We start from the raw sequence: 21,363 nt of genomic DNA, 5'->3' as shown, positions 1-21,363 counted from the left end.
AGCGGAAAAAGTGGACCACGCTCGCCCAGTCCCGGACCTGATCCGGGACTAGGCGAGCGATCAGAAGGCCGCTTCGTCCAGCGCCATCATCGAGGTCTTACCCGCCTTGATGGCCAGGAACGCAGTGGTCGCCTGCGGCAGGATGCGGTCGAAGTAGAACTGCGCAGTCGTCAGCTTGGCCTTGTAGAAGGCCGCTTCCTCGGCGCCCCGCGCCAGGGCATCGCGCGCCACCAGCGAAGCTTGCGCAAAGCAGAAGGCCATCGCCACCAGCCCGGTCAGGCGCAGGTAATCGGTCGCCGCAGCCCCGGCTTCCTCAGGGTCCTTCATGCCCTTCTGGGCGATCGTCGCGGTCGAAAGCTGGAGCGCGCCGAAAGCCTTCTCCAGCGCCTCGATCATCGGCTTGAACTGCTCGTCCGTCTTGTTGGCCTCGATGAACTGCGAGACCGGGTGGAAGAAGCTGCGCAAGTTGCGACCCATGTGCGCCGGAAGCTTGCGGCCGACGAGGTCGAGCGCCTGGATGCCATTGGTGCCCTCGTAGATCATCGCGATGCGGCCATCGCGCACGTACTGCTCGACCCCGCTCTCGGCGATGTAGCCGTGGCCGCCGTAGACCTGCACCGCGAGGTTGGCGTTCTCGTATCCGAGGTCGGTGAACAGCGCCTTCACCACCGGGGTCATCAGCGCGATGAAATCGGCGGCGCGCTGCCTGACCTCGGGGTCGGTCGAATAGCGCTCGGCATCGAGCGCGCGGCTGACCCAGCCGCCGAGCGCGCGGCACCCTTCGTTGTAGGCGCGCATCGTCATCAGCATGCGGCGCACGTCGGGATGGACGATGATCGGGTCGGCGGGGCCGGAGGGGTTCTTCACCCCCGAGAGCGAGCGGCCCTGCAGGCGATCCTTCGCGTACCACACCGCCGACTGATAGGCCGCCTCGCCGACGCCGAGGCCCTGAACGCCCACCGAGACGCGCTCGGTGTTCATCATCGTGAACATCGCCTCCATGCCCTTGTTGGGCTTGCCGACGAGCCAGCCGGTCGAATCGTCGAAGTTGAGCTGGCAGGTCGCGGAGGCCTTGAGCCCCATCTTGTGCTCGATCGCCGCCACCGACACTCCGTTGGACGGGCCGGGCGTGCCGTCGTCCTTGGGGAGGTACTTGGGCACGAGGAACAGGCTGATGCCCTTCACCCCCTCGGGCGCGTCGGGCAGGCGGGCGAGGACGAGGTGGACGATGTTCTCGGTCAGGTCGTGCTCGCCGGCCGAGATGAAGATCTTCGAGCCGGTGAGCTTGTAGCTGTCGTCACCCTGCGGGACGGCCTTGGTGCGCAGCATGCCGAGGTCGGTGCCGCAATGCGGTTCGGTAAGGCACATCGTCCCCGACCACTCGCCAGAGACCATCTTGGGAAGATAGGCCTGCTTGAGCGCGTCGCTGGCGTAGCCCTCGATCGCGGTTGTCGCGCCGTGGGTGAGGCCGGGGTAGAGGCTGAACGACAGGTTGGCCGAGCAGATCATCTCCTCGGTCATCTTGTTGACCGTTTCGGGCAGGCCCTGCCCGCCCCATTCCGGGTCCGAGGCCAGCGCGCACCAGCCGCCGTCTCGGAACATCGCATAGGCTTCCTGGAAGCCCTTGGGCGTACGGACCACGCCGTTTTCCAGCACGCAGCCCTCGATGTCTCCCGAGCGGTTGAGAGGCAGCAACACTTCGGTCGCGACCTTTGCGGCTTCCTCGAGCACCGCATCGACGAGGTCGGGGGTGAACTCGGAGAGGGCATCGATCTGGCCGAAGCCGTCGTTCTGGTGAAGTTCGTGGATCACGAACCGCATGTCGCGCAAGGGCGCTTCGTATACTTGCATGTCACTCTCCTCGCGCGTTCGGTCATGGGCTTTGCCACCCCGAACCTTGCGTTAAACCCACCATCATCCTGAGCCTGTTTCAGGGTGACGGTGGAGAGTTGGGCAAGGCCAGCGTCCTTTACCCAACCCGTTTCATCAATTCCGCAGCGGCTTGCCGGTTTCGAGCATGTGCTCTACCCGGGCGATCGAGCGGGGCTCGCGCACCAGTCGCATGAAGGCCTCGCGCTCCAGCTTGAGCAGTTCCTGCTCGCTCACCACGTCGACGAGGTCTGCCTCGCCGCCCGAGAGCACGCCGGCCAGCGCATCGGAGACCACCATGTCGTAGTCGGTCGCCTTGCCCTGCTTGTGGAAGCCCTCGGCCGCCATGCCCAGCGCGGTGCGGCCGCTTTCGCCGGGCAGGCGGAAGTGCGGGGCCTCGGGCGGGGCGTAGCCTTCGACAAGCGAGAGGGCCTTGCGCTTGGCATCGTAGAGCAGCCGGTCGCGGTTCATGGTGATGGCATCGTCCTCGCGCAGGAACAGCATTTCCTTCGCCTGCGCCGCCGAACGCGAGACCGAAGCGGTGGAGACCGTCTCGAAGACTTTGGCGACGGCCGGCATCGGGCCCTTGGGCAGGAACCTGTTCTTCTGCCAGCGATCGAGCATCTCGCCATTGCCGCCCCAGCCCGGGACCAGCCCGACGCCGCATTCGACGAGGCCCATGTAAAGCTCGGCATGGGCCTGGATCGCATCGCAATGGAGCAGGATCTCGCACCCGCCCCCGACCGCAAGGCCGGCCGGTGCGCCCACCACCGGGAACGGTGCGTACTTGAGGCCCTTGTAAGCCATCTGCCCGCCTGCGACGAGCTTCTCGATCTCCCCCCAAGCGGCGATGTTCACCGCGAAGAGCGCGAGGCCCAGGTTCGCGCCGGCCGAGAAGCTGTCGGCATCGTTGTAGACGACGAGCGCCTTGTATTTGGCCTTCACCAGGCCGATCGCCTCGACGACCAGCTTCATGACGTCGCCGTCGAGCGCGTTCATCTTGCCGGTGAATTCAAGCGCGACAACGCCGTCGCCCACGTCCCACAGCGCGGCGGAACCGTTTTTCAGCAGCGGCTTGGACGCGAGCTTGATGTCCTCGAGCCGCAACACGCCCTCGGGGCGCACCACGTCGCGGTATTCGCCGTCGAGGCCGAGGAACTGGCGCTTGCCGTTTTCGATCCGGTAGAAGGTTCGGTCGCCCGCCGTCTTGAGGATTCCCGGCACCGGCCTGCCTTCGGCTTCGAGGCGCGCGGCGAGCCAGCCGGCGCCCAGCTTGTCGATCATCTCGAACGGGCCGGCCTTCCAGTTGTAGCCCAGCTTCATCGCGTCATCGATGGCCACCACGTCGCCGGCCGCCGAGGGTACGAGGCCGGCCGCATAAGTCAGCGTCCCTCCGAGTACGGCCCAGGCGTATTCGCCGATGGCGCCCTTGGCTTCGACCAGCGCGCGCAGGTCGCCCTTGCCAGCGGCACCTGAGGGACCGAAGGCGCGGATGCTCTCGCGATATTCGCCGGTGGCGAGGTCGATGGTCTCCTTGCGGCGGCCCATCTCCTTGTTGAGGCGGTAGAAGCCGCCCTTCCCCTTGCGGCCGGTATAACCCTCGCCGATCATCTTCTCGATCAGGGGATGGGTCCGGGCGATGGCGTGGTAGGCATCGTCCTTGGGCAGCGTGGACGTCAGGCTCGCCTGCAGGTGCGGCATGAGATCGATGCCGACGAGGTCGACGAGGCCGAAGATGCCGGTCTTGGGCACGCCCATCGGCTTGCCCGCAATCGCGTCGGCCAGTTCGACGGTCAGGCCCATGTCGAACGCGGCATTGAGGCCGAGCTGGATCCAGTAGGTGCCGATGCGATTGGCTATGAAACCGGGGGTATCGTTGGCCCGCACCACGGTCTTGCCCATGGCGACGTCGGCGAACTGCTCGACCTTGGCGGCAACGGCAGCGTCGGTTGCGGGGCCGGTGACGATCTCCAGCAGCCGCATGTAGCGCGGCGGGTTGAAGAAGTGAGTGATGAGGAAATCGCGGGCGAACGCGTCCGAACGCCCCTCGACCAGCTGGCCGAGCGGAATCGTCGAGGTGTTGGAGGACACCGCCGTGCCTTCGCGCTTCACTGCCTCGATCTTCGCATAAAGGCCCTGCTTGATGTCGAGGCGTTCGATGACCGCCTCGATCACCCAGTCGCACTCGGCGATCCTGCCGAGGTGATCCTCGATGTTGCCAGTCTCGACCAGCTTGGCAGCCGCCTTGCTCATGAAGGGTGCGGGCTCGGTCTTGAGCATCTTCGCCACCGCGCCCTCGGCAATGGCGTTGCGGTTAGCTGCGTCCTTGGGAACGATGTCCAGCAGCAGCACCGGGACCCCGGCATTGGCGACTTGCGCCGCGATCCCGGCGCCCATGGTGCCCGCCCCGATGACGCAGACTTTCTTGATCGTATCGCTCATTCCACCGCCTCTAGGACGGTGGCGATGCCCTGCCCGCCGCCGATGCACTGGCTGGCGAGCGCGTATTTGCCGCCCTCGCGCTTGAGCAGCGAAGCCGCCTTGCCGACGATGCGCGCGCCCGTGGCGCCGAGCGGATGGCCGATGGCGATGGCGCCGCCGTCGATGTTCACCTTCGCCCGGTCGAGGCCAAGGTCCTTGATGCAGGCGAGCGCCTGGCTGGCGAAGGCCTCGTTCAATTCCACCACGTCGAGGTCGGCGGCAGTGATCCCGGCGCGCTCCATCGCCTTCTGGCTGGAGAGGATCGGCCCTAGGCCCATGGTCTCGGGCGCGCAGCCGGAGACGGCGACCGACTTGATGCGGGCAAGGATCGGCAGGTTATGCGCGCGCGCATAGTCCTCGGTGGTGACAAGCACGGCGCTTGCCCCGTCGGTCAGCGGCGAGGATGTGCCGGCGGTGACCGAGCCATTGGCGTCGAACGCGGGCTTGAGCCCGGCGAGCGCCTCGACGGTGGTGTCGGCGCGGATGGTGCCGTCCTCGCTGACCGTGCCCCCCTTGGTCTCGATAGGGACGATCTCGTCGACCAGCTTGCCGGCATCGCGCGCGGCCGCGGCCTTCTTCTGGCTGTCGACGGCGAGCGCTTCCTGCTCGGCGCGGGGGATCTGGTACTTGGTAGCGACGTTCTCGGCCGTCTCGCCCATGCCCATGTAGGCGGCGCTGGTCTTGGCGAGGACCGGGTTGGGCAGCGGATTGAAGCCGCTCATCGGCACCCGGCTCATCGATTCGATGCCGGCGCAGACGAAGACCTCACCCGCACCGATGGCGATCTGGCCCACGGCGATGTGGATGGCGCTCATCGAGGAGCCGCAGAAGCGGTTCACCGTCATGCCCGCGACCGAGATCGGCAGGTCGGCCAGCAGGCCGATCATGCGCGCGACGTTGAGGCCCTGCTCGCCCTCGGGAAAGGCGCAGCCGACGATCACGTCCTCGATGTCGGCAGCATCCACACCGGTCCTGCCGATGAGCCCGCGGATCACCTGCGCCGCCAGATCGTCGGGACGGACCCGGGCCAGGGCGCCCTTGTTGGCCAAATGGAACGGCGAGCGGGCATATCCCGCAATCACGACGCTTTGCATGCATTCTCTCCATGGTGGACCGGCGCTCAGCGTTCTGGGGCTGAGGCGCCGAATCCGTAACGATCCCGTTCTCGCGAACGTCTTGCCCTAAAGGTGCGAATCTTTCCCTATACGTCAAGTGATTTTTGGGTTAGACCGATTCTTGTTCCCACCTGGGATCGGCGGTCACCTTCAGAAAAGGGACGCCCGATCAGGCTCAGGAGGACGCGGGTAGAGAGATGGAAGAGGTCGCTCCAATGCAGATTTTGAAACACCTTGCGCTGGCTTTGGTTGCCACCGTCGGCGCCGGCGCGCCTGCCTGGGCCGCCGATGCGGATTCGGTGCTCGGCACCTGGCGCACGCCTTCGAAGAACGGCACCGTGGAGATCACCCGATGCGGTGCCTCGATCTGCGGAAGGCTGATGTCGTCGGACAACATCCGGACCAATCCCGAGCTTCGCGACGTCCACAACAAGGATGCCGCCAAGCGCGACCGCAAGCTCAAGGGCCTGCTGATCGTCGGCGGCTTCAAGCGCGACGCGAACATGTGGACGGGCGGCTCCATCTACAATCCCGAGGACGGCGGCACCTACAAGGCGACCATCGCGCCGACCGGCCCGGATAGCCTCAAGCTGAAGGGCTGCATCGTCTGGCCCCTGTGCAAGACCCAGACATGGAACCGGATCAAGTAAGCCCCCGGATCGTTTGAGAATACGCGAAAGACAATCGCCTAGGGAGAGTACCGAAATGCATATCAAGTCAGGCCGCATCCTTCTTGCCGGCGCGGCCAGTGTCATTGCGATCGCTTATGCCGGGTCCGCAAATGCCCAGGCCTTCTATCTCCAGGAACAGTCCGTGCGCGGCCAAGGCCGCGCCTTCTCGGGCGAAGCTGCCGACACGGGCGTCGATTCGCTGTGGTGGAACCCGGCGTCGATCGCCGACATCCAGGGCGGCGAGGCTTCGGTGCGCGCCAGCTTCATCCGCCCTCGCGGCGACGTGGTCGACAAGGGCACCGTGATCGTCCGCCCGGGCCAGCCCGCCGCGTCGGTCGGCGGCAATCCGGTCGCCAAGAACCCGATCGACAATGGCATCCTGCCCTCGGGCGCGATCGCCTACGGCTTTGGCAGGGTGGCCGTGGGCCTGGCGATCACGGCGCCCTACTCGTTCACCACCAATTACGACGCCGATAGCTGGACGCGCTATTCGGCCGACAAGACCAAGCTGCGCACTTACGACATCCAGCCCAGCATCGCCGTCGCCGTGACCGACTGGCTGCGCGTGGGCGCCGGCGCCAACATCGAGCGCGTCGATGCGACCCTCGGCAACTACCTGCCCAATCTCTCGCCGCTGCTGGCCGATGGGCACCAGACCCTCAAGGGCAAGGGCTGGGACGTGGGCTGGTCGGCGGGCCTGCAGATTCATGAAGGCCCCGTCACGATCGGCGCCGCGTACAAGTCCTCGATCAAGCACAAGCTCGACGGCACCGTGACCATCGAAGGCCTTGCCGGCCCCCTCGCCGCCCAGAACGGCACGATCGACGCGCGGGCCGAGTTCAATACCCCGTGGCAGGCGATCGGCAGCGTGCGCGCCCGCTTCAGCCCGAAGCTGACGCTGAACGCGCAAGTCGTGCGCGCCGGCTGGAGCAAGTTCGATTCGATCGACCTGGGCGCCCCGCTCAACGTCTCGATCCCCGAGAACTATCGCAATGCCTGGACTTACGCGGTCGGCGCCGATTACGAGGTCAACCCGCAGTGGACGGTGCGCGCCGGCGTCCAGCGGGGCTTCACCCCGACTCAGGACGGTGAACGCGACGCACGGGTGCCGGACTCGAACCGCTGGAACTATTCGGCAGGCACCAGCTACGCCTTCGGCAAGTTCACCATCGACGCCGCAGCGTCGTACATCGACTTCAAGAACGCCAGCATCGACCGCACCACCGCCGCTTATGCCGGCACGGTCGTGCAGACGCCGATCCTCGTCGACGGCGCGTTGCAGGACGCTTCGGCTCTCGTATTCTCCCTCGGTGCAAGGATGGCCTTCTGATGAGCGACGCGGCGACGATCGGCGGGGTCGCTCCCGCCACCCCCAACCAACATGCGGACGAGATGCCGCCGATCGCGCCGCGTCTGCTGACCGACCTGCTCGACCATGCCGTCGAGGCCCACGGGACCTGGCCGGCCGTCGACTTCATGGGTCGCAAGTGGACTTATGCCGAGATCGGCGCGCTTTCCCGGCGCGCCGCTCGCGGTCTCCAGGACCTCGGCGTGGTCAAGGGCATGCGGGTCGGCCTGTGCCTGCCCAATACGCCTTACTACGTGATCTGCTACTTCGCGATACTGCGGATCGGCGCGGTCGTGGTGAACTTCAACCCGCTCTACACAGAGCGCGAAATGGCGCACCAGGTCACCGATTCCGGCTGCGAGGTGATGATCGCCACCGACCTCGCGCTGTGCCTGCCCAAGCTCGAGCCGCTGGTCGGCAAGACCTGCCTCAAGCGCGTCGTCGTCTGCCCCTTCGCCGACGTGCTCCCCGCCTTCAAGCGCCGCGCCTTCCTGCTGTTCAAGCGCGCAGACATCGCGCACGAACCGCATGACCTGCGCTACGCCCGTTTCGAGAACCTCATCGCCCGTGACGCCGCGCCCGACCCTGTCGAGCGCTCGCCCCACGACCTCGCGGTGCTGCAGTACACCGGCGGCACCACCGGCGTGCCCAAGGGAGCGATGCTGAGCCACGCGAACCTGGCCGCCAACTCCGCGCAGATGATCGCCCATGTGGGCCACATGCCCGACCATCAGGAGCGCACCCTGGGCGTGCTGCCGCTGTTCCACGTATTCGCGCTGACCACCGTGCTCAACTACTCGGTCGACACAGCCGCGGAGATGATCCTGCTACCCCGCTTCGAGATGAAGTCGTTCCTCGCTACCGCCAAGCGGACCCGGCCGACTCAGTTCTTCGGCGTGCCTACGCTCTACACCGCGCTCAACAACCAGCAACTCCACGGGGAGTTCGACGCCGTACGCGTGTGCATCTCGGGCGGGGCGCCGCTGCCGCTCGAAGTGCGCCGCGAGTTCGAGGCGCGCACCGGCGTCAACGTGGTGGAAGGCTATGGCCTGTCCGAGGCCAGCCCGATCATCGCCTGCAACCCGCTGGAAGGCGTGGTCAAGGACAACTCCTGCGGCCCTGCCTTCCCCGGCACCCAGCTAGAGATCCGCGACCCCAACGATCCCACCCGCACTTGCCCCCCGCACGAGAAGGGCGAGGTCTGCGCGCGCGGCCCGCAAGTCATGAAAGGCTACTGGAACCGGCCGGAGGAAAGCGAAAAGACCTTCATCTACGGCGCCCTGCGCACGGGAGACATTGGCTATCTCGACGAGGAAGGCTATCTGTTCCTCGTCGACAGGATCAAGGACGTGATCCTGTGCGGGGGCTACAACGTCTATCCCCGGATCATCGAGGAGGCTCTGTACGAGCATCCGATGGTGTGGGAAGCGGCGGTGATCGGCGTGCCCGACGCCTACCGGGGCCAGTCCCCCAAGGCGTTCGTGGCGTTGCATCCGGGGGATATCTTGGACGAAGAAACATTGCTGGCCTTCCTGCGCGAGCGGCTGAACAAGATCGAGCTTCCATCCTCGATCGAGTTCCGTGATTCGCTGCCCAAGACGATGGTCGGCAAGCTTTCCAAGAAAGACCTCGCGGCAGAGGAAGCGGCGCGGCGCGCAGGCGGGAACCCCGCTTGACCGCCACCTCCACCCAATCCGGCGCCGCCCACTCGGGCCCCGTCCTTGCGGCCGATCCCGAAATGCTCGGGATCCAGGATGCGGCGACGCAGCTTGGCGTCACCATGCGCACCTTGCGCTTTTACGAGGACAAGGGCCTGATCGCGCCGCAGCGGGTGGGCACCACGCGCATCTACTCGAGGCGCGAGATCGGGCGGATGCAACTCATCCTGCGCGGCAAGCGGCTGGGGTTCACGATCCGCGAGATCGCCGAATTCCTCGACCTCTACGACGTCGATCCGGAACATCACGAACAGGTGCGCATCCTCCAGGCCAAGGTCGGCAGCCGCATCGCCGACTTGCGCAAGCAGAAACGCGCGATCGAGCAGACGCTGGAGGAACTGCTGTCCATCGAACGGCAGGCCCGCGCCTGGCTCGAAGGCACTCCCGTCAAGCCGGTGGAGGACGCGACATGAGGCAGGCCGTGGCGGAACTGAAGGCCCTGCTGGATGTCGAGGAGATCGACACCGACCTCTATCGCGGTGCCCCCGCCGCCGAGGGACCGGGCCGCGTGTTCGGCGGACAGGTCGTGGCGCAGGCTCTTGCCGCTGCCGCGCGCAGCGTGGGCGAGGAACGCCAGGCCCACTCGCTGCACGCCTATTTCCTGCGCGCGGGCGACACTACGCGCCCGATCGTCTACCGGACCTTGCGCGATTTCGATGGCGGCAGCTTCGCCAACCGGCGCGTCGTCGCCATGCAGGGCGGCAAGCCGATCCTCAACCTCGCCGCCTCGTTCCACCGGCGCGAGGATGGTTTCGCCCATGCCGCGCCGATGCCGCAGGCGCCGGGCCCGGAGAACTTCCCGGAACTCGCCGCCGCCCTCGCCGCGGTGGGTCAGACCTTGCCCCAGATGATGGCCGAGCGCCTGGCCGCGTTGGAAATCCGCCCCGGCCCCCCGGCCACCCAGAGCGCCGGCACGCCGCACCAGTTCCTGTGGTTCCGTCTCACCGCGCCGATGGAGGCCGACGATGCGCTCCGGCGCGTTGTGCTCACGTATGCCAGCGACTTCGCGCTGTTCGCCACCGCCATCCTGCCTCACACCCCGGCCGTCTTCGCCCCCGGCCTCCAGGTTGCCAGCCTCGACCATGCGGTATGGTTCCACTCCACCCCGCCGGTGGACGACTGGCTGCTCTACGCGATGGACAGCCCCTGGGCCGGCCACGCCCGTGGTTTCGCGCGCGGTGCGATCTACGATCGCGCCGGGACGCTGGTCGCCAGCGTGGCGCAGGAAGGTTTGTGCCGAGTGGTGGCGCCGCAAGGCGCGGCCTGAGCAGGACCCCTTCTACCCCTCGATCGCGTAGACCCGCAGAATCTGCCGGGCGACTTCGTCCAGACTCAAGCGGCCGGGACGATACCAGGTACTCGCACTGTTGATCGTCGTCAGCAGCAGGATGCGATAGACGCCCCGGTCCACCCCTTCCCGAAGGGGCACCGACTCCACGAGCCCGGCGAACAGCGCCTCGAAGGCATCGCGCCGCTCGACCAACCGACCACGCACCGCATCCGGCACGGCACGGAAATCGTTCATCAGCGGCATCGTCAAGGACGCGGGGTCGAGTTGGATGTCCAGCAGCACCCGGCACGCCGTCGCCAGCCGGGCGAAGGGATCGTCCATTCCGGCGATCGCCGCGCGGATGCGGTCCTCGGCACCTTGCAACGCACGGTCGTGGATGCGCACGAACAGCGCGTCCTTGCTTTTGATGTAGTGATAGAGCGACCCGCCGAGCAGCCCCACCCGCTCGCCGATGTCGCGGATGCTGGTGGCCGAATAGCCCCGCTCCGCGAACAGCGCCGCCGCGGCGCCCAGCACTTCTTCCTCACGGGTGGTGGCGGTCAATCTGCACTCGTTCTTGATTGTATCGATCGTTTGGTACAATACGCCGCCACCTTACGCAAGCAGGAGACGACCCTATGCCCGCAACGTATCAGCCCCCTGTCGCGACCATGCGCTTCCTGCTTGAGCACGTCCTCGATTTCGATGCCCAGATGGCCGCGCTTCCGGGGCTGGAAGACGTTACCGCCGAACTCGCCTCCGAGGTCCTGACGATGGCCGGCCGCATGTGCGCCGAGCGTCTCGCCCCGCTCAACCTGCCGGGCGATGCAGCGGGGACAAAGCTGATCGACGGCCAGGTCTTCACCGCCCCCGGTTTCGCGCAGGCCTATGCCGACTATGTCGAGGCGGGCTGGCCCGCCCTCGCCGGCGATCCCGCGTTCGGCGGCCAAGGCCTGCCGCGCACCGTGCAGATCATGCTCGATGAGATGGTCTCGGCCGCCAACGTCTCCTTCGGACTGTTTCCCGGCCTGACCCGCGGCGCCTCCGAAGCGCTGGCCGCACATGGTTCGGACGAACTGAAGGCCACCTACCTCGAAAAGCTCACCACCGGCGAATGGTGCGGCGCCATGGCCCTGACCGAGGCTTCCGCCGGCACCGACCTCGGCCTCCTGCGAACCCGCGCAGACCCGCGCGGTGATGGCAGCTACTCGATCATCGGCACCAAGATCTTCATTTCCTCGGGCGACCAGGACTTCGGCAACAACATCGTCCACCTCGTCCTGGCCCGCCTGCCCGATGCCCCGGCGGGGGTGAAGGGTATCAGCCTGTTCCTCGTGCCCAAGTTCCTGCCGGGCGAGAACCGCACCTGGGACGAACGCAACGCGCTTTCGGTCGGCGCGCTGGAGCACAAGATGGGCATCCACGCGCAGCCGACTTGCGTGATGAACTACGACGGCGCCACCGGCTGGCTGGTCGGCGAGGCCGGGCGCGGACTGGCAGCGATGTTCACGATGATGAATGCCGAGCGCCTGTTCGTCGGCATCCAGGGCCTCGGCCTCGCCGACGCCGCTACGCAGCAGGCGGTAGCCTATGCCCGCGAGCGCCTGCAGGGCCGCGGCGCCGACGGAAAGGGCCCGGTTCCCATCATCGCCCATGCCGACGTGCGCAAGATGCTGCTCGCCGGACGCGCCTTCGTCGAGCCAGCCCGAGCCCTCGCCGCCTGGACCGCGATCCGCATGGACGTCGCCGACCGCCACCCCGATCCGCGGGTCGCAGCCGCAGCCCACGCCGACGTCGCCCTGCTCACGCCCGTCATCAAGGCCGCCTTCACCGACTTCGGCTTCGAGACCACCGTGCTGGCCCAGCAGGTCCTGGGCGGCCACGGCTACATCCACGAGGCCGGGATGGAGCAGTACGTGCGCGATGCGCGCATCACCCAGATCTACGAGGGCACCAACGGGGTGCAGGCGATGGACCTGGTCTCGCGCAAGGTGACGATGGAAGGCGGCGCCACCTTGCGAGCCTATCTCGCCACGATCGCCGCCGACCTCGACACCGCATTGGATCACCCGATCGTCCCGCAAATGCGCGAGGCGCTCGCACTTCTGGAAACCGCCAGCGAGACGATCGCCGCAGCAGCCGGCGACGTCGACCGACTCGGCGCGGCGGCGACGGAGTATCTCAACCTCTTCGCGCTGGTATCGATGGGCTGGATGTGGGTGCGCATCCTCGCCGCCGCACCGGCCCTGGGCGATACCCGCACGCCCGAGGCGCACGCCTCCCTCGCCCGCTATTATGCGGCCTACGTGCTGCCGCGCGCGGCCCTGCACGCGGTCCGCATCGCCGCCGGCCCGGAAGCCGTGATGGCGCTGGACGAAGAGCTGTTCTGAAGGACACCGAACTGCCCCTCCCGGACGGAGGGGCAGTTCGAAGCTAACGTCGAAGCCGCAACGGCCCCAAGGGCCCGGCCGCGAAGCTCTCGCGGGTGATTTCGAAGATCACGTGGTCGACCATCACCCCGCCGCGCTCGTACGTGCGAACGCGGTCGGTCAGAATGCCGCCTATGTTGGCCATGGCCTTGCGCGAGATGACGTTGTCCGCGCCGACCTGGAAGACCACGCGCTCGAAATGGTCGAGGGCATGGGCGAGCATCAGGCGCTTGAATTCGGCGTTGTAGCCGCCGCCCCAGTATCGGCGCGCAAGGAAGGTCCAGCCGATCTCGATCTCGCCCCGCCCTTGCGCTTCGGGCACCCCGTAGCGGCTCGAACCGGCGATTTCGCCACTGGCCTTGTCGACGATCGCAAGCGCTCCGCCACCGGCCAGAGCTTCCTGGAAAAACGCACGGAACACGGGCTCGCGCCAACGGTCGTGGGAGGGGTGCACGGCCCAGATCGCCGGATCGGAAGCGACTGCGAACAGCGGCTGCCAATCGCCGGGCACGAGGGGCCGGAGCGCCAGCCGGTCCCCTTCGAGAACCGGCTGGCGGTTCATGTCAGGCAGTCACGTCCGCCACGGCGGCGATGAACTGGTCGATGTTGCCCAGCGTCAAGCCCGCGACGTTGATGCGGCCCGAGCCGGCGAAGTAGATGCCGTGCTTCGAACGCATTTCCTGCACCTGCTCGGGCGTGAAGGGAATGATCGAGAACAGGCCGTTCTGATCGCCGATCGCGGTGAGGTCGACGCCGCCGGTCTTGCCGGCCGCGGCGAGCTTGGCGCGGACCTGGCGCATGCGGTCGCGCATCTGGTCGAGTTCGTCGAGCCACTGCGAGGTGAGCGCCTCGTCCTCGAGCACCAGGCGCACGGCGGCAGCGCCGTGGTCTGGCGGCTGCGACCAGTTGGCGCGAGCCAGCGAGTGCCCGTTCGACATCACTGCGGTCAGGTCGGCCGGATCGGCGACGAGAGCGTACAGCGCGCCGACGCGGTCGCGGTAGAGGCCGAAGTTCTTGTCGCAGGAATAGCAGATCAGCGCCTCCGGCACCGCTGCGAGCACCCGGCGAAGGCCGTAGGCATCCTCCTCCATGCCCAGGCCAAGGCCCTGGTAGGCGAGGTCGAGGATCGGCAGGATCTTGCTGTCGGCGATCAGGCCGGCGATCTCGTCCCATTCGGAATTGGTGTAGTCGATGCCGGTCGGGTTGTGGCAGCAGCCGTGCAACAGGATGGCATCGCCCGCCTGCGCCGAGGCAAGCGCACCGCGCAAGGCGTCCATGTCGGTCGAGCCATCGGCAGCGGCATGGTTGAATTCGAGAACGTCGAGGCCGAGGTCGGCGCAGATCTGGTTGTGGTTGGGCCAGCTTGGCTTGCCGACGATCACGCGGGTGTAGCCCGCCCGCTTCACCATCGCCAGCGCGAGTCGCAGCGAGCCGGTGCCGCCCGGCGTCTGCATTCCTTCGATGCGGCCGCCCATGGTGGGGTCCTGCTTGCCGAAGACGTAGGGCATCAGCTTCTCGACGAAGCCCATGTCGCCCTCGGGGCCCAGGTAGGCCTTCGAGTCCTGCTCGGCGACCAGCTTGGCTTCGGCCGCCTTGATCGCGCCGAACACGGGCGTGTCGCCTTCGGCGGTCTTGTAGACGCCGACGCCGAGGTCGATCTTGTCCGCGCGGGGATCGTTGTTGTGGAGCTTTATCAGCGCAAGAAGCGCGTCAGCGGGCTGTTGCTTGAGGTCGTTGAGCATGGCGGGCGGCCATTAGCCCCGCTGGAGGGGCAGTGCAACAGTCGAGTGCCCGGACTTGTGCACGAGTGCCATTATCTTGCGCTCGAACACCTCGTCAGGCCGCATTCGTGGTCCCGGCGGAGGCCGGGACCGCGGGGACGACGGCTCCTCGCTTTAGAACGGCAGCCAGCGCTGCTTTTCGGAAAACTTCATGTAGCCGATGTTCGCCCCCAGGCGCAGCCCCGCCCCCGCACGCACGGGAATCAGCACCGTATTGCCGCGCCGCAGGTAGCTGACGGTGAAGCCGCCGACGAGATAGGCCTGCCCCTCGCCCGCGCCGAAACGGTGGAACAGTTCCTGGCTGTCGTAGAGGTTGTAGACGAGGACGAAGGCGCTGCCGGCATTGGCGCCCGCATCGAAGCCGATCGACGGGCCGGTCCAGTAGACGGGGCGCTCGCCCTCGATCTTGTGGTGCAGCGTGCCCGAGCCATAGCGCAGGCCCACGGCGATGGCGCCGCCCGCCTCGCGGCCGACGATGTAGCCGTTGGGCTCGCCCTGCTTGGCGAGGAGGTCCTTGATGACCCCGGCGAGGCCCTTGGCACCCTTGCCGAACACGCCTTCGGCAGCGCCAATGAGGTCGTCCTCGCGATAGGTCGAGCTGTTGTCGCCCGCGGTCACGGCAGGCGATTGCGTGGCGGAAGGTACGGGCTCGGCCGGAACCGGCGGAGCGTTCCAGTCGGTCGCCGGGGGCGCCTCGACCGGCGTGCCGTTCCCCGGTACGCCGCCCTGGGGCGTGGCAGAATACGTCGTGCCCCGGTTAAGGTCGGAATCGATGGCGGCATCGGGATCAACGGTGGTGACTTGCGCCACGGCCGGCGCAAGCGGCGCGATCACCGCGAGCAGCGCTGCCGCCACGGCGACGAGCTTGCGGCGGTGATGGCCCGCCGTCGCACCCGTGTCCATGGATTGCTTGCGGTTCGGCATGAGATGACCCTTTCGTGGCTTGCGCCCTGCAGTGCCGGCCCTTGCCGGCGTTCCCCACCCCCGGCCGCTTGAGGGACCAGAATGGTGCCATCGCACAAGAATCCACCGCGCCTGACCTCGCAATGAACGGGCGACGACACGACTCGCATTTGCGGCGGGCCGAATCAGGAAGCCCTCGTTTTTGCAGCTTTTTCGTAAATCGACATTTGTGCACGGATCGCCCCTTGCCGCCCCCGATACCTCTCGCTATAGGGCCGGCCTGAGCCGCATCCGGAGACGTGGGTGAGTGGCTGAAACCAGCGGTTTGCTAAACCGTCGTGCCCTTAAGGGGGCACCCCGGGTTCGAATCCCGGCGTCTCCGCCATTGCGCCTTGCGCTCAAGGTAGCCTAACATATTCTAGCTGTTAGGTTTTTTGGGCAGCAAGGCGCCTCAATGGCGATAGTCTTCATCCGCCCATCATAAGCCGATGCATCCTGGCGCTAGGGTTTGCATCAAGCAGTACCCTGCGGCGGCACTTCAGTGCCCGGCAAAGTGGCGGACCACGGCCCAATGGCGTTCGTTACCCCAACCCGACGCGCCGCCACATCGAAGTCGGCAATGGCACGATAGAGTTCGTCTTCAGATTGAACCGCCCCAGGAGCGCCGGAGGCCATTTCAATTGAATTAGGCATTTTCCTATCAGTTGGGATTGGCGCATTCGGTGGGCTGGAAGATGTCGACGAGTTTGCCGATGAGGCTCCACCGGCCGCTGACCCTGCGCTCGCCAGTTTTCCTGAGCATGGTCTTGAGACGAGAGAAGGCTTTCTCGATCGGATTGAAGTCCGGGCTGTAGGGCGGAAGGAAGCGCAGTATGGCGCCGGCCGCTTCAATCCGGTCCCGGACTTATGGCTCGACAGATTGTCCATGATGACAACGTCGCCGGGCTGCAATTCGGGCACGAGAACCGGTGCCACGTAAGCCTCGAACCAATCGCCGTTGATAGGACCGTCCAGTACCATCGGCGCGACCATGCCGGTCATGCGCAGAGCTGCGACCAGCGTGGTGGTCTTGCGGTGCCCGTGAGGAAAACCCATCCGCACTCGCTCGCCTTTGGCGCAGCGGCCATGGCTGCGGGTCATGTTGGCAGCGGTCCAGGTTTCATCGACGAAGACCAGGCGCTCCGGATCGAGATCGATCTGCTCCTCGAACCAGTCATGCCGCTGCTTCAGGACGTCGGGGCGATCCTGCTCGATTGCATGGCCAGTCTTTTTTGCGCGTCATGCCCCGGCGGATGAAGAAACGATGAAGTCCTGCCACCGAGACGATCAGGCCGGTGTCAGCCAGCGCCATCCGCAGTTCTTCCAGCGAGATGTCCTTATGCGCCTACCAGATAGAGAGGACGTCCGCCGCTCGCTCCTCGATCCGACGCGATCGCACATCACCGCCTCACGGCTTGGCTGCAAAGGTACCCGTGTCGCGCCGACGCGCATGCCAACGGATCGCCGTCGAGGGGGCAATGCCAAATCGCGCCGCTGCCGCACGGCAGCTCAATCCGTTATCGATCGCTGCCAAAAGGCGAACGCAAATCTGTCGAAAGCGGATGACTCATCTGAGGTGGTCCCGCCTTCTTGGACAGTTTGGCGGCTGAGTTAAGCTAATCCCGGTTATCGTTCATGCCGCCTGTTTGATCATCAGATCATGGGGGGCATGCCCCCCATGATCTGATTGTCCGATCCGCCGATAGGCCTCGAGTGGGGTTCTCCCGGCCAGGCTCGAGTGCGGACGCTGGGTGTTGTAATAGGTGATCCACCGGCCCAGGCCAGCCCGCAGTTCGGAGCCCGTCTCAAAGGCGTGGAGATAGACGCACTCGTACTTCAAGGATCGCCAGAGGCGTTCGATGAAGACGTTGTCCATCCACCGGCCTCGGCCATCCATGCTGATGCGGACCTCGGCGTCGCGTAGCACGCTGGTGAACGCGTGCGACGTAAATTGGCTGCCCTGATCGGTATTGAAGATCTCGGGCTTGCCGAAGCGGGTCAGGGCCTCCTCCAGCGCTGCGACACAGAAGCCGGCGTCCATGGTGTTCGACAGCCGCCAGGCCAGTACCTTACGGGTTGCCCAGTCCATGATCGCTACCAGATACAGAAAGCCGCGCCGCATGGGGATGTAGGTCACGTCGGCACACCACACGTGGTTTGGCCCCTCGATCGCCAGCTTGCGCAGCAAGTAGGGATAGACCCGGTGCTGCGGATGGGGATCGCTGGTGCGCGGCCGCTGGTAGATCGGCGTCAGCCCCATCTTCGCCATCAGCCGCCGTGCCCGACGGCGACCGACCTCATGTCCTGCACGCCGCAGGTGCCGCGCCATCTGGCGGCTGCCGTACCAGGGGCAGTCCAGAAACGTCGCGTCGATCACCGTCATCAGCGCCAGCGTCTCGTCCGTTTCCGGCACCGGGGCGTAGTAATAAGACGAACGACTGATCCGCAGCAGGCGGCATTGCGCAGAGATCGACAAGCGGTGGTGAGCAGGTTCGATCATCGCCCGCCTCCGATCCACGCTCATCGACCGAAGGCTTTCGCTAAAAAATCCCGCTCGACGACCAGTTGCCCGATCTTCGCGTGCAGCTTCTCGAGCTCGCTATCGTTGGCGGTCTTGGCCACATCGCCCGCACCGGAGAACGTGCCGGCCATCCCTTCGATGGCCTGCCGCTTCCAGGATGCGATCATCGTATGGTGCACGCCATGTTTGGCGGCTAACTCCGCCAGCGTCAGGTCACCCCGGATCGCCTCCAGCGCCACCTTCGCCTTGAAATCCGCGCTGTAGCGCTTCCTCGTCGTCTTCATTCCCGTACCAAACCGAGTAGCAATTCGCTAGATTGATTAGAAAGCGCTAGGTTCTTGAGCGGCAGGAGAAAATCGAAACGGCCGCAGGTGGCTGATGGGCCATGGGCAATGGAGGAACTTCAACTTGCCTTCGAGGAAACCGTTCAACAGGCTCAGGAGGAAGGCGCACGCTTAACCGAGAAGCAAATTGAACGGCTGGCGACCGGAACGGTGAATTCGGCGGGAAGGGCTTTCTACCGCTCATTAATTGAGACTGCGCCATTCGCGCGTTCACTGGAAAGAACATTTACTTCTTCAATAGAGTCCAACATGCCACGACCGGCAGCTGCAGATAATATTTCTGCACCAACCAAACGAGCGGGGTGAGCAAGGGCATATTTGCCACATAACTGTTCAACCGCTTCGGCTTTTTTAAAGCAGGTGTCTCGATAATCAGCATCGTATTGAAATATTTCCGCCAAAACTGGCATGGAAATCGCAAAGATGACTTCGCCACGGTTCTTCCGCTCAACGAGATCCAAGAATAGCGCCGAGAGCGCATCATCTTTCGATGCTCCGCGTAGTAAGTCACCGAAGCGACTATAGTCCTGCGAGTCAAGATAAACGACCGGGATATCGGCAGTCCCCACGGTTTTCGGCACGGGAGCAGCAATTGTCACGGGTGACTCCAGATCGATTCCCTCGATCGCCATTGATTAAATTTGCGATCACAGATTGATCAAGGAGGTACCCGTTCTAAGGCGTAAGCGAAGCCTGAGCCCCACCTTGCGGGTGTGAGGCGCATCGCCGAGTTTCACCGCCTTTGATCAGGCGGAGGTCTTTAGTGCTATGACGATGTCATGTGACGATGCTGGCACTAGCGAGGTTCAGCGGTTCGAGGTCTTCACCGGCGCGGGGAAGCGTCGGGACTGGCCACCCGAGCTCAAGGTCTCGATCGTCGCGGAGAGCTATTCCGGCCAAGAGTCCGTCAGCGCCGTTGCTCGGCGGCACGGCATGATCCCCTCGCAGCTTTTCACCTGGCGCCGCGAACTGCGCAAGCAGATGGAAGCCCAAGGGTTCGCGCTTCCTGTTGCCCCGGCGCCCGCATCTCTCTTCGTTCCCGCAGTGATAGAACCGTCGCCGCCAAGCGAGGTGCCTGCCGTTGCCAAGCGTCCGCGGCGTCAGCGCCGATCGTCTCCGAGCGCGGTGGAGCTGGAGATAGATGGTGTGGCGGTGAGGATTGCCCGCGGTACCGATAAAGGGCTGATCGCCGCGGTGATCGAAGCGCTCAAGGCTACGCGATGATCGGACCTGGTGTTGGCGCCCGCGTCATGATCGCAACGCGGCCAGTGGATTTTCGCAAAGGGCCGGATGCTCTGGCTGCACTCGTCGGGGCCGAGTACGGCGGCGACCCCTTTTCCGGGGTCATCTACGTCTTCCGGGCGAAGCGAAGCGACCGAATCAAGCTGATCTGGTGGGACGGCACTGGTCTGTGCCTGATGGCGAAGAAGCTCGAGCAGGGCGGCTTTCGTTGGCCTGGGATACAGGACGGCGTGATGCGTGTGACGGCGGCCCAACTCGGCGCTTTGCTGGAAGGTTTGGACTGGCGCCGCGTACATGGTGGGCGCCGGCCGCAGGCGCCGCAGATTGCCGGTTGACGGGGCTTTCGCCTACTGATTCACTGCCTTCATGCTCACCGAAGCCGACCTACCCGAGGACGTTGCCACGCTACGTGCGTTGGTCCTCGAGCAGTCCCGGATGCTTGCCGAGGTGCAGGTCGCCAAGGAGGCCCAGGTCGCTGAGCTGACCCTCGCCAAAGGTGAGGCCGATGCCGAGATCGAGCGGCTACAGGCGATTATCGACGCCTTCATGCGCCACCGTTTCGGCCCCCGTTCCGAGCAGCTCGATCCTGACCAGCTCCAGCTTGGCCTGGAGGATGTCGAGACGGCGCTAGGTCAAGCACGCGCGAGCCGCGATGCGGTCTCTCAGCTCGCTCAAAGCCATGAGCCGCGCAAGACCAACCGCGGCTCGCTTCCTGGCCACCTCGAGCGGGTCGAGCAGGTGGTAGATGTAGAGGACAAGGCCTGCCCCTGCTGCGGCGGCGCGCTGCATGCGATCGGCGAGGACGTCTCCGAACGCCTCGACGTCGTGCCGACCACATTCCGCGTCCTCGTGACGCGTCGTCCACGCTACGGCTGCCGTTCTTGCGAAGGGGCGGTCGTCCAGGCGCCGGCACCGGCCCGGATAGTCGAGGGCGGCATTCCGACCGAGGCACTGATAGCCCAGGTTCTGGTGTCGAAGTACGCCGACCATGTTCCCCTGTACCGGCAGGCGCAGATCTACGCCCGCCAAGACATCAAGCTCGACCGTTCCACCTTGGCGGACTGGGTCGGCCGAGCAGCCTGGTACCTGAGACCCCTGCGGGATTGCACGCTCGAAGAGCTACGAAGATCGCAGCGCCTCTTTGCCGACGAGACGACGGCGCCGGTGCTAGAACCCGGACGTGGGCGCACCAAGACCGGCCAGATCTGGGCCTACGCCCGCGATGATCGACCATGGGGTGGCAGCGATCCGCCGATGGTCGCCTACGTCTACGCCCCCGACCGCAAAGCCGAACGGTCCGACGCCCATCTCGGAGACTTCGCAGGCATCCTGCAGGTGGATGGCTATGGCGGGTATACGGCGCTTGCCAAGCGTCGCCAGCAGGTCAGCCTCGCTTTCTGTTGGTCGCACGTCCGGCGTAAATTCTTTGAGCTCGCGGATAAGTCGCCGGTTGCGACCGAGCTTCTGCGTCGCATCGCCATTCTCTATGCCGTCGAGGATGAAGTACGGGGCACATCGGCCGAGCAGCGCCGTGCCATGCGTGCTGAACATAGCCGCGTGGTGGTGGATGACCTGAAGCTCTATCTGGAAGCGCGGCTTCGGCAGGTGAGCGCCAAGAGCAAACTGGCCGAT

General features: G+C 65.6%; 18 protein-coding genes, 1 tRNA gene and 1 pseudogene (1 of these 20 only partly in view). 10 read left to right on the top strand and 10 right to left on the bottom strand.

Annotated features, from left to right (window positions below):
* Positions 1-60: 60 nt before the first annotated feature.
* From ACFFDA_RS27490 to ACFFDA_RS27480, 3 genes are all read right to left on the bottom strand, one after another.
* Positions 61-1,851, bottom strand: coding sequence for an acyl-CoA dehydrogenase C-terminal domain-containing protein (locus tag ACFFDA_RS27490; protein ID WP_404480420.1), 1,791 nt, complete (start codon positions 1,849-1,851; stop codon positions 61-63).
* A 135-nt stretch (positions 1,852-1,986) separates the two neighbouring features.
* The gene (locus tag ACFFDA_RS27485; RefSeq protein ID WP_404480419.1) at positions 1,987-4,311 is read right to left on the bottom strand and encodes a 3-hydroxyacyl-CoA dehydrogenase/enoyl-CoA hydratase family protein; all 2,325 of its coding nucleotides are present in this window, start codon (positions 4,309-4,311) and stop codon (positions 1,987-1,989) included.
* A complete protein-coding gene (locus tag ACFFDA_RS27480; RefSeq protein WP_404480418.1) occupies positions 4,308-5,444 on the bottom strand; it encodes a thiolase family protein in 1,137 nt (378 codons plus the stop codon). Before ACFFDA_RS27480 ends, ACFFDA_RS27485 begins: the two co-directional genes overlap by 4 nt.
* Positions 5,445-5,680: 236 nt before the next feature.
* Between ACFFDA_RS27480 and ACFFDA_RS27475 the strand changes: the two genes are divergently transcribed.
* From ACFFDA_RS27475 to ACFFDA_RS27455, 5 genes are all read left to right on the top strand, one after another.
* On the top strand, positions 5,681-6,115 hold the full coding sequence (locus ACFFDA_RS27475; RefSeq protein WP_404480417.1) for a DUF2147 domain-containing protein: 435 nt from the start codon (positions 5,681-5,683) through the stop codon (positions 6,113-6,115).
* Positions 6,116-6,170: 55 nt separating this feature from the next.
* Positions 6,171-7,466 (top strand): OmpP1/FadL family transporter, encoded by a 1,296-nt coding sequence (locus ACFFDA_RS27470; protein ID WP_404480416.1) that lies wholly within the window; start codon positions 6,171-6,173, stop codon positions 7,464-7,466.
* Positions 7,466-9,160, top strand: coding sequence for a long-chain fatty acid--CoA ligase (locus ACFFDA_RS27465; RefSeq protein WP_404480415.1), 1,695 nt, complete (start codon positions 7,466-7,468; stop codon positions 9,158-9,160). The genes ACFFDA_RS27470 and ACFFDA_RS27465 overlap by 1 nt, the downstream gene beginning before the upstream one ends.
* A 62-nt stretch (positions 9,161-9,222) precedes the next feature.
* The gene (locus tag ACFFDA_RS27460; RefSeq protein WP_404482895.1) at positions 9,223-9,615 is read left to right on the top strand and encodes a MerR family DNA-binding transcriptional regulator; all 393 of its coding nucleotides are present in this window, start codon (positions 9,223-9,225) and stop codon (positions 9,613-9,615) included.
* On the top strand, positions 9,612-10,469 hold the full coding sequence (locus tag ACFFDA_RS27455) for an acyl-CoA thioesterase (protein ID WP_404480414.1): 858 nt from the start codon (positions 9,612-9,614) through the stop codon (positions 10,467-10,469). Before ACFFDA_RS27460 ends, ACFFDA_RS27455 begins: the two co-directional genes overlap by 4 nt.
* Positions 10,470-10,481: 12 nt before the next feature.
* Here ACFFDA_RS27455 and ACFFDA_RS27450 read toward each other — a convergent pair whose 3' ends face one another.
* Complete coding sequence (locus tag ACFFDA_RS27450; RefSeq protein ID WP_404480413.1) at positions 10,482-11,036, bottom strand: TetR/AcrR family transcriptional regulator; 555 nt, start codon at positions 11,034-11,036, stop codon at positions 10,482-10,484.
* 74 nt (positions 11,037-11,110) lie between these two features.
* Here ACFFDA_RS27450 and ACFFDA_RS27445 point away from each other — a divergent pair, with 74 nt between their 5' ends.
* Positions 11,111-12,862 (top strand): acyl-CoA dehydrogenase, encoded by a 1,752-nt coding sequence (locus ACFFDA_RS27445; RefSeq protein ID WP_404480411.1) that lies wholly within the window; start codon positions 11,111-11,113, stop codon positions 12,860-12,862.
* A 43-nt stretch (positions 12,863-12,905) separates the two neighbouring features.
* On the opposite strand, the gene ACFFDA_RS27440 is transcribed toward ACFFDA_RS27445, so the two are convergent.
* The 3 genes from ACFFDA_RS27440 to ACFFDA_RS27430 all read right to left on the bottom strand — a co-directional run bounded on the left by ACFFDA_RS27440 (position 12,906) and on the right by ACFFDA_RS27430 (position 15,606).
* On the bottom strand, positions 12,906-13,463 hold the full coding sequence (locus ACFFDA_RS27440; protein ID WP_404480410.1) for a GNAT family N-acetyltransferase: 558 nt from the start codon (positions 13,461-13,463) through the stop codon (positions 12,906-12,908).
* A gap of 1 nt (position 13,464) precedes the next feature.
* Entirely contained in the window at positions 13,465-14,643 is a 1,179-nt protein-coding gene (locus ACFFDA_RS27435; RefSeq protein WP_404480409.1) for an aromatic amino acid transaminase, read from the bottom strand.
* 153 nt (positions 14,644-14,796) lie between these two features.
* Positions 14,797-15,606, bottom strand: coding sequence for a DUF1134 domain-containing protein (locus ACFFDA_RS27430; RefSeq protein ID WP_404480408.1), 810 nt, complete (start codon positions 15,604-15,606; stop codon positions 14,797-14,799).
* A gap of 272 nt (positions 15,607-15,878) precedes the next feature.
* On the opposite strand from ACFFDA_RS27430, the gene ACFFDA_RS27425 reads away from it, so the two are divergent.
* Positions 15,879-15,970: transfer RNA gene (locus tag ACFFDA_RS27425), tRNA-Ser, on the top strand.
* A gap of 315 nt (positions 15,971-16,285) precedes the next feature.
* On the opposite strand, the pseudogene ACFFDA_RS27420 reads toward ACFFDA_RS27425, so the two are convergent.
* The 3 genes and pseudogenes from ACFFDA_RS27420 to ACFFDA_RS27410 all read right to left on the bottom strand — a co-directional run bounded on the left by ACFFDA_RS27420 (position 16,286) and on the right by ACFFDA_RS27410 (position 19,088).
* A pseudogene (locus ACFFDA_RS27420) lies at positions 16,286-17,195 on the bottom strand (IS630 family transposase).
* Positions 17,196-17,257: 62 nt separating this feature from the next.
* A protein-coding gene (locus ACFFDA_RS27415; protein WP_404480407.1) for an IS3 family transposase occupies positions 17,258-18,429 on the bottom strand; the annotation gives its coding sequence in 2 pieces (ribosomal slippage) (positions 17,258-18,165 and positions 18,165-18,429; 1,173 coding nt in all).
* A 233-nt stretch (positions 18,430-18,662) separates the two neighbouring features.
* Complete coding sequence (locus ACFFDA_RS27410) at positions 18,663-19,088, bottom strand: hypothetical protein (protein WP_404480406.1); 426 nt, start codon at positions 19,086-19,088, stop codon at positions 18,663-18,665.
* Between the two features lie 169 nt (positions 19,089-19,257).
* Here ACFFDA_RS27410 and tnpA point away from each other — a divergent pair, with 169 nt between their 5' ends.
* The 3 genes in view from tnpA to tnpC are tightly spaced (at most 31 nt apart) and all read left to right on the top strand, a layout consistent with a single transcriptional unit that may run on beyond the window.
* Positions 19,258-19,713, top strand: a complete 456-nt coding sequence (tnpA, locus tag ACFFDA_RS27405; protein WP_404476433.1) for an IS66-like element accessory protein TnpA — start codon at positions 19,258-19,260, stop codon at positions 19,711-19,713.
* A 26-nt stretch (positions 19,714-19,739) separates the two neighbouring features.
* Positions 19,740-20,066, top strand: coding sequence for an IS66 family insertion sequence element accessory protein TnpB (tnpB, locus tag ACFFDA_RS27400; protein ID WP_404476432.1), 327 nt, complete (start codon positions 19,740-19,742; stop codon positions 20,064-20,066).
* 31 nt (positions 20,067-20,097) lie between these two features.
* Positions 20,098-21,363, top strand: partial view of an IS66 family transposase gene (gene tnpC, locus ACFFDA_RS27395; RefSeq protein WP_404476430.1) — the 5' portion only. 306 nt of this gene lie beyond the right edge of the window; only the first 1,266 of its 1,572 coding nucleotides appear in the window; its start codon is at positions 20,098-20,100; the stop codon falls past the right edge of the window.

The organism is Novosphingobium sp. BL-52-GroH (assembly GCF_044813085.1).
Classification (GTDB): domain Bacteria; phylum Pseudomonadota; class Alphaproteobacteria; order Sphingomonadales; family Sphingomonadaceae; genus Novosphingobium.
Note: the sequence above shows the minus strand (reverse complement) of the source record. Positions and strands in the feature narration are given on the sequence as shown.

Excerpts from the sequence above, each read along its gene's own strand:
- ACFFDA_RS27490 (WP_404480420.1), bottom strand. The coding sequence starts at position 1,851 with ATGCAAGTATACGAAGCGCCCTTGCGCGACATGCGGTTCGTGATCCAC.
- ACFFDA_RS27485 (WP_404480419.1), bottom strand. The coding sequence starts at position 4,311 with ATGAGCGATACGATCAAGAAAGTCTGCGTCATCGGGGCGGGCACCATG.
- ACFFDA_RS27480 (WP_404480418.1), bottom strand. The coding sequence starts at position 5,444 with ATGCAAAGCGTCGTGATTGCGGGATATGCCCGCTCGCCGTTCCATTTG.
- ACFFDA_RS27475 (WP_404480417.1), top strand. The coding sequence starts at position 5,681 with ATGCAGATTTTGAAACACCTTGCGCTGGCTTTGGTTGCCACCGTCGGC.
- ACFFDA_RS27470 (WP_404480416.1), top strand. The coding sequence starts at position 6,171 with ATGCATATCAAGTCAGGCCGCATCCTTCTTGCCGGCGCGGCCAGTGTC.
- ACFFDA_RS27465 (WP_404480415.1), top strand. The coding sequence starts at position 7,466 with ATGAGCGACGCGGCGACGATCGGCGGGGTCGCTCCCGCCACCCCCAAC.
- ACFFDA_RS27460 (WP_404482895.1), top strand. The coding sequence starts at position 9,223 with ATGCTCGGGATCCAGGATGCGGCGACGCAGCTTGGCGTCACCATGCGC.
- ACFFDA_RS27455 (WP_404480414.1), top strand. The coding sequence starts at position 9,612 with ATGAGGCAGGCCGTGGCGGAACTGAAGGCCCTGCTGGATGTCGAGGAG.
- ACFFDA_RS27445 (WP_404480411.1), top strand. The coding sequence starts at position 11,111 with ATGCCCGCAACGTATCAGCCCCCTGTCGCGACCATGCGCTTCCTGCTT.
- ACFFDA_RS27440 (WP_404480410.1), bottom strand. The coding sequence starts at position 13,463 with ATGAACCGCCAGCCGGTTCTCGAAGGGGACCGGCTGGCGCTCCGGCCC.
- ACFFDA_RS27435 (WP_404480409.1), bottom strand. The coding sequence starts at position 14,643 with ATGCTCAACGACCTCAAGCAACAGCCCGCTGACGCGCTTCTTGCGCTG.
- ACFFDA_RS27430 (WP_404480408.1), bottom strand. The coding sequence starts at position 15,606 with ATGCCGAACCGCAAGCAATCCATGGACACGGGTGCGACGGCGGGCCAT.
- tnpA (WP_404476433.1), top strand. The coding sequence starts at position 19,258 with ATGACGATGTCATGTGACGATGCTGGCACTAGCGAGGTTCAGCGGTTC.
- tnpB (WP_404476432.1), top strand. The coding sequence starts at position 19,740 with ATGATCGCAACGCGGCCAGTGGATTTTCGCAAAGGGCCGGATGCTCTG.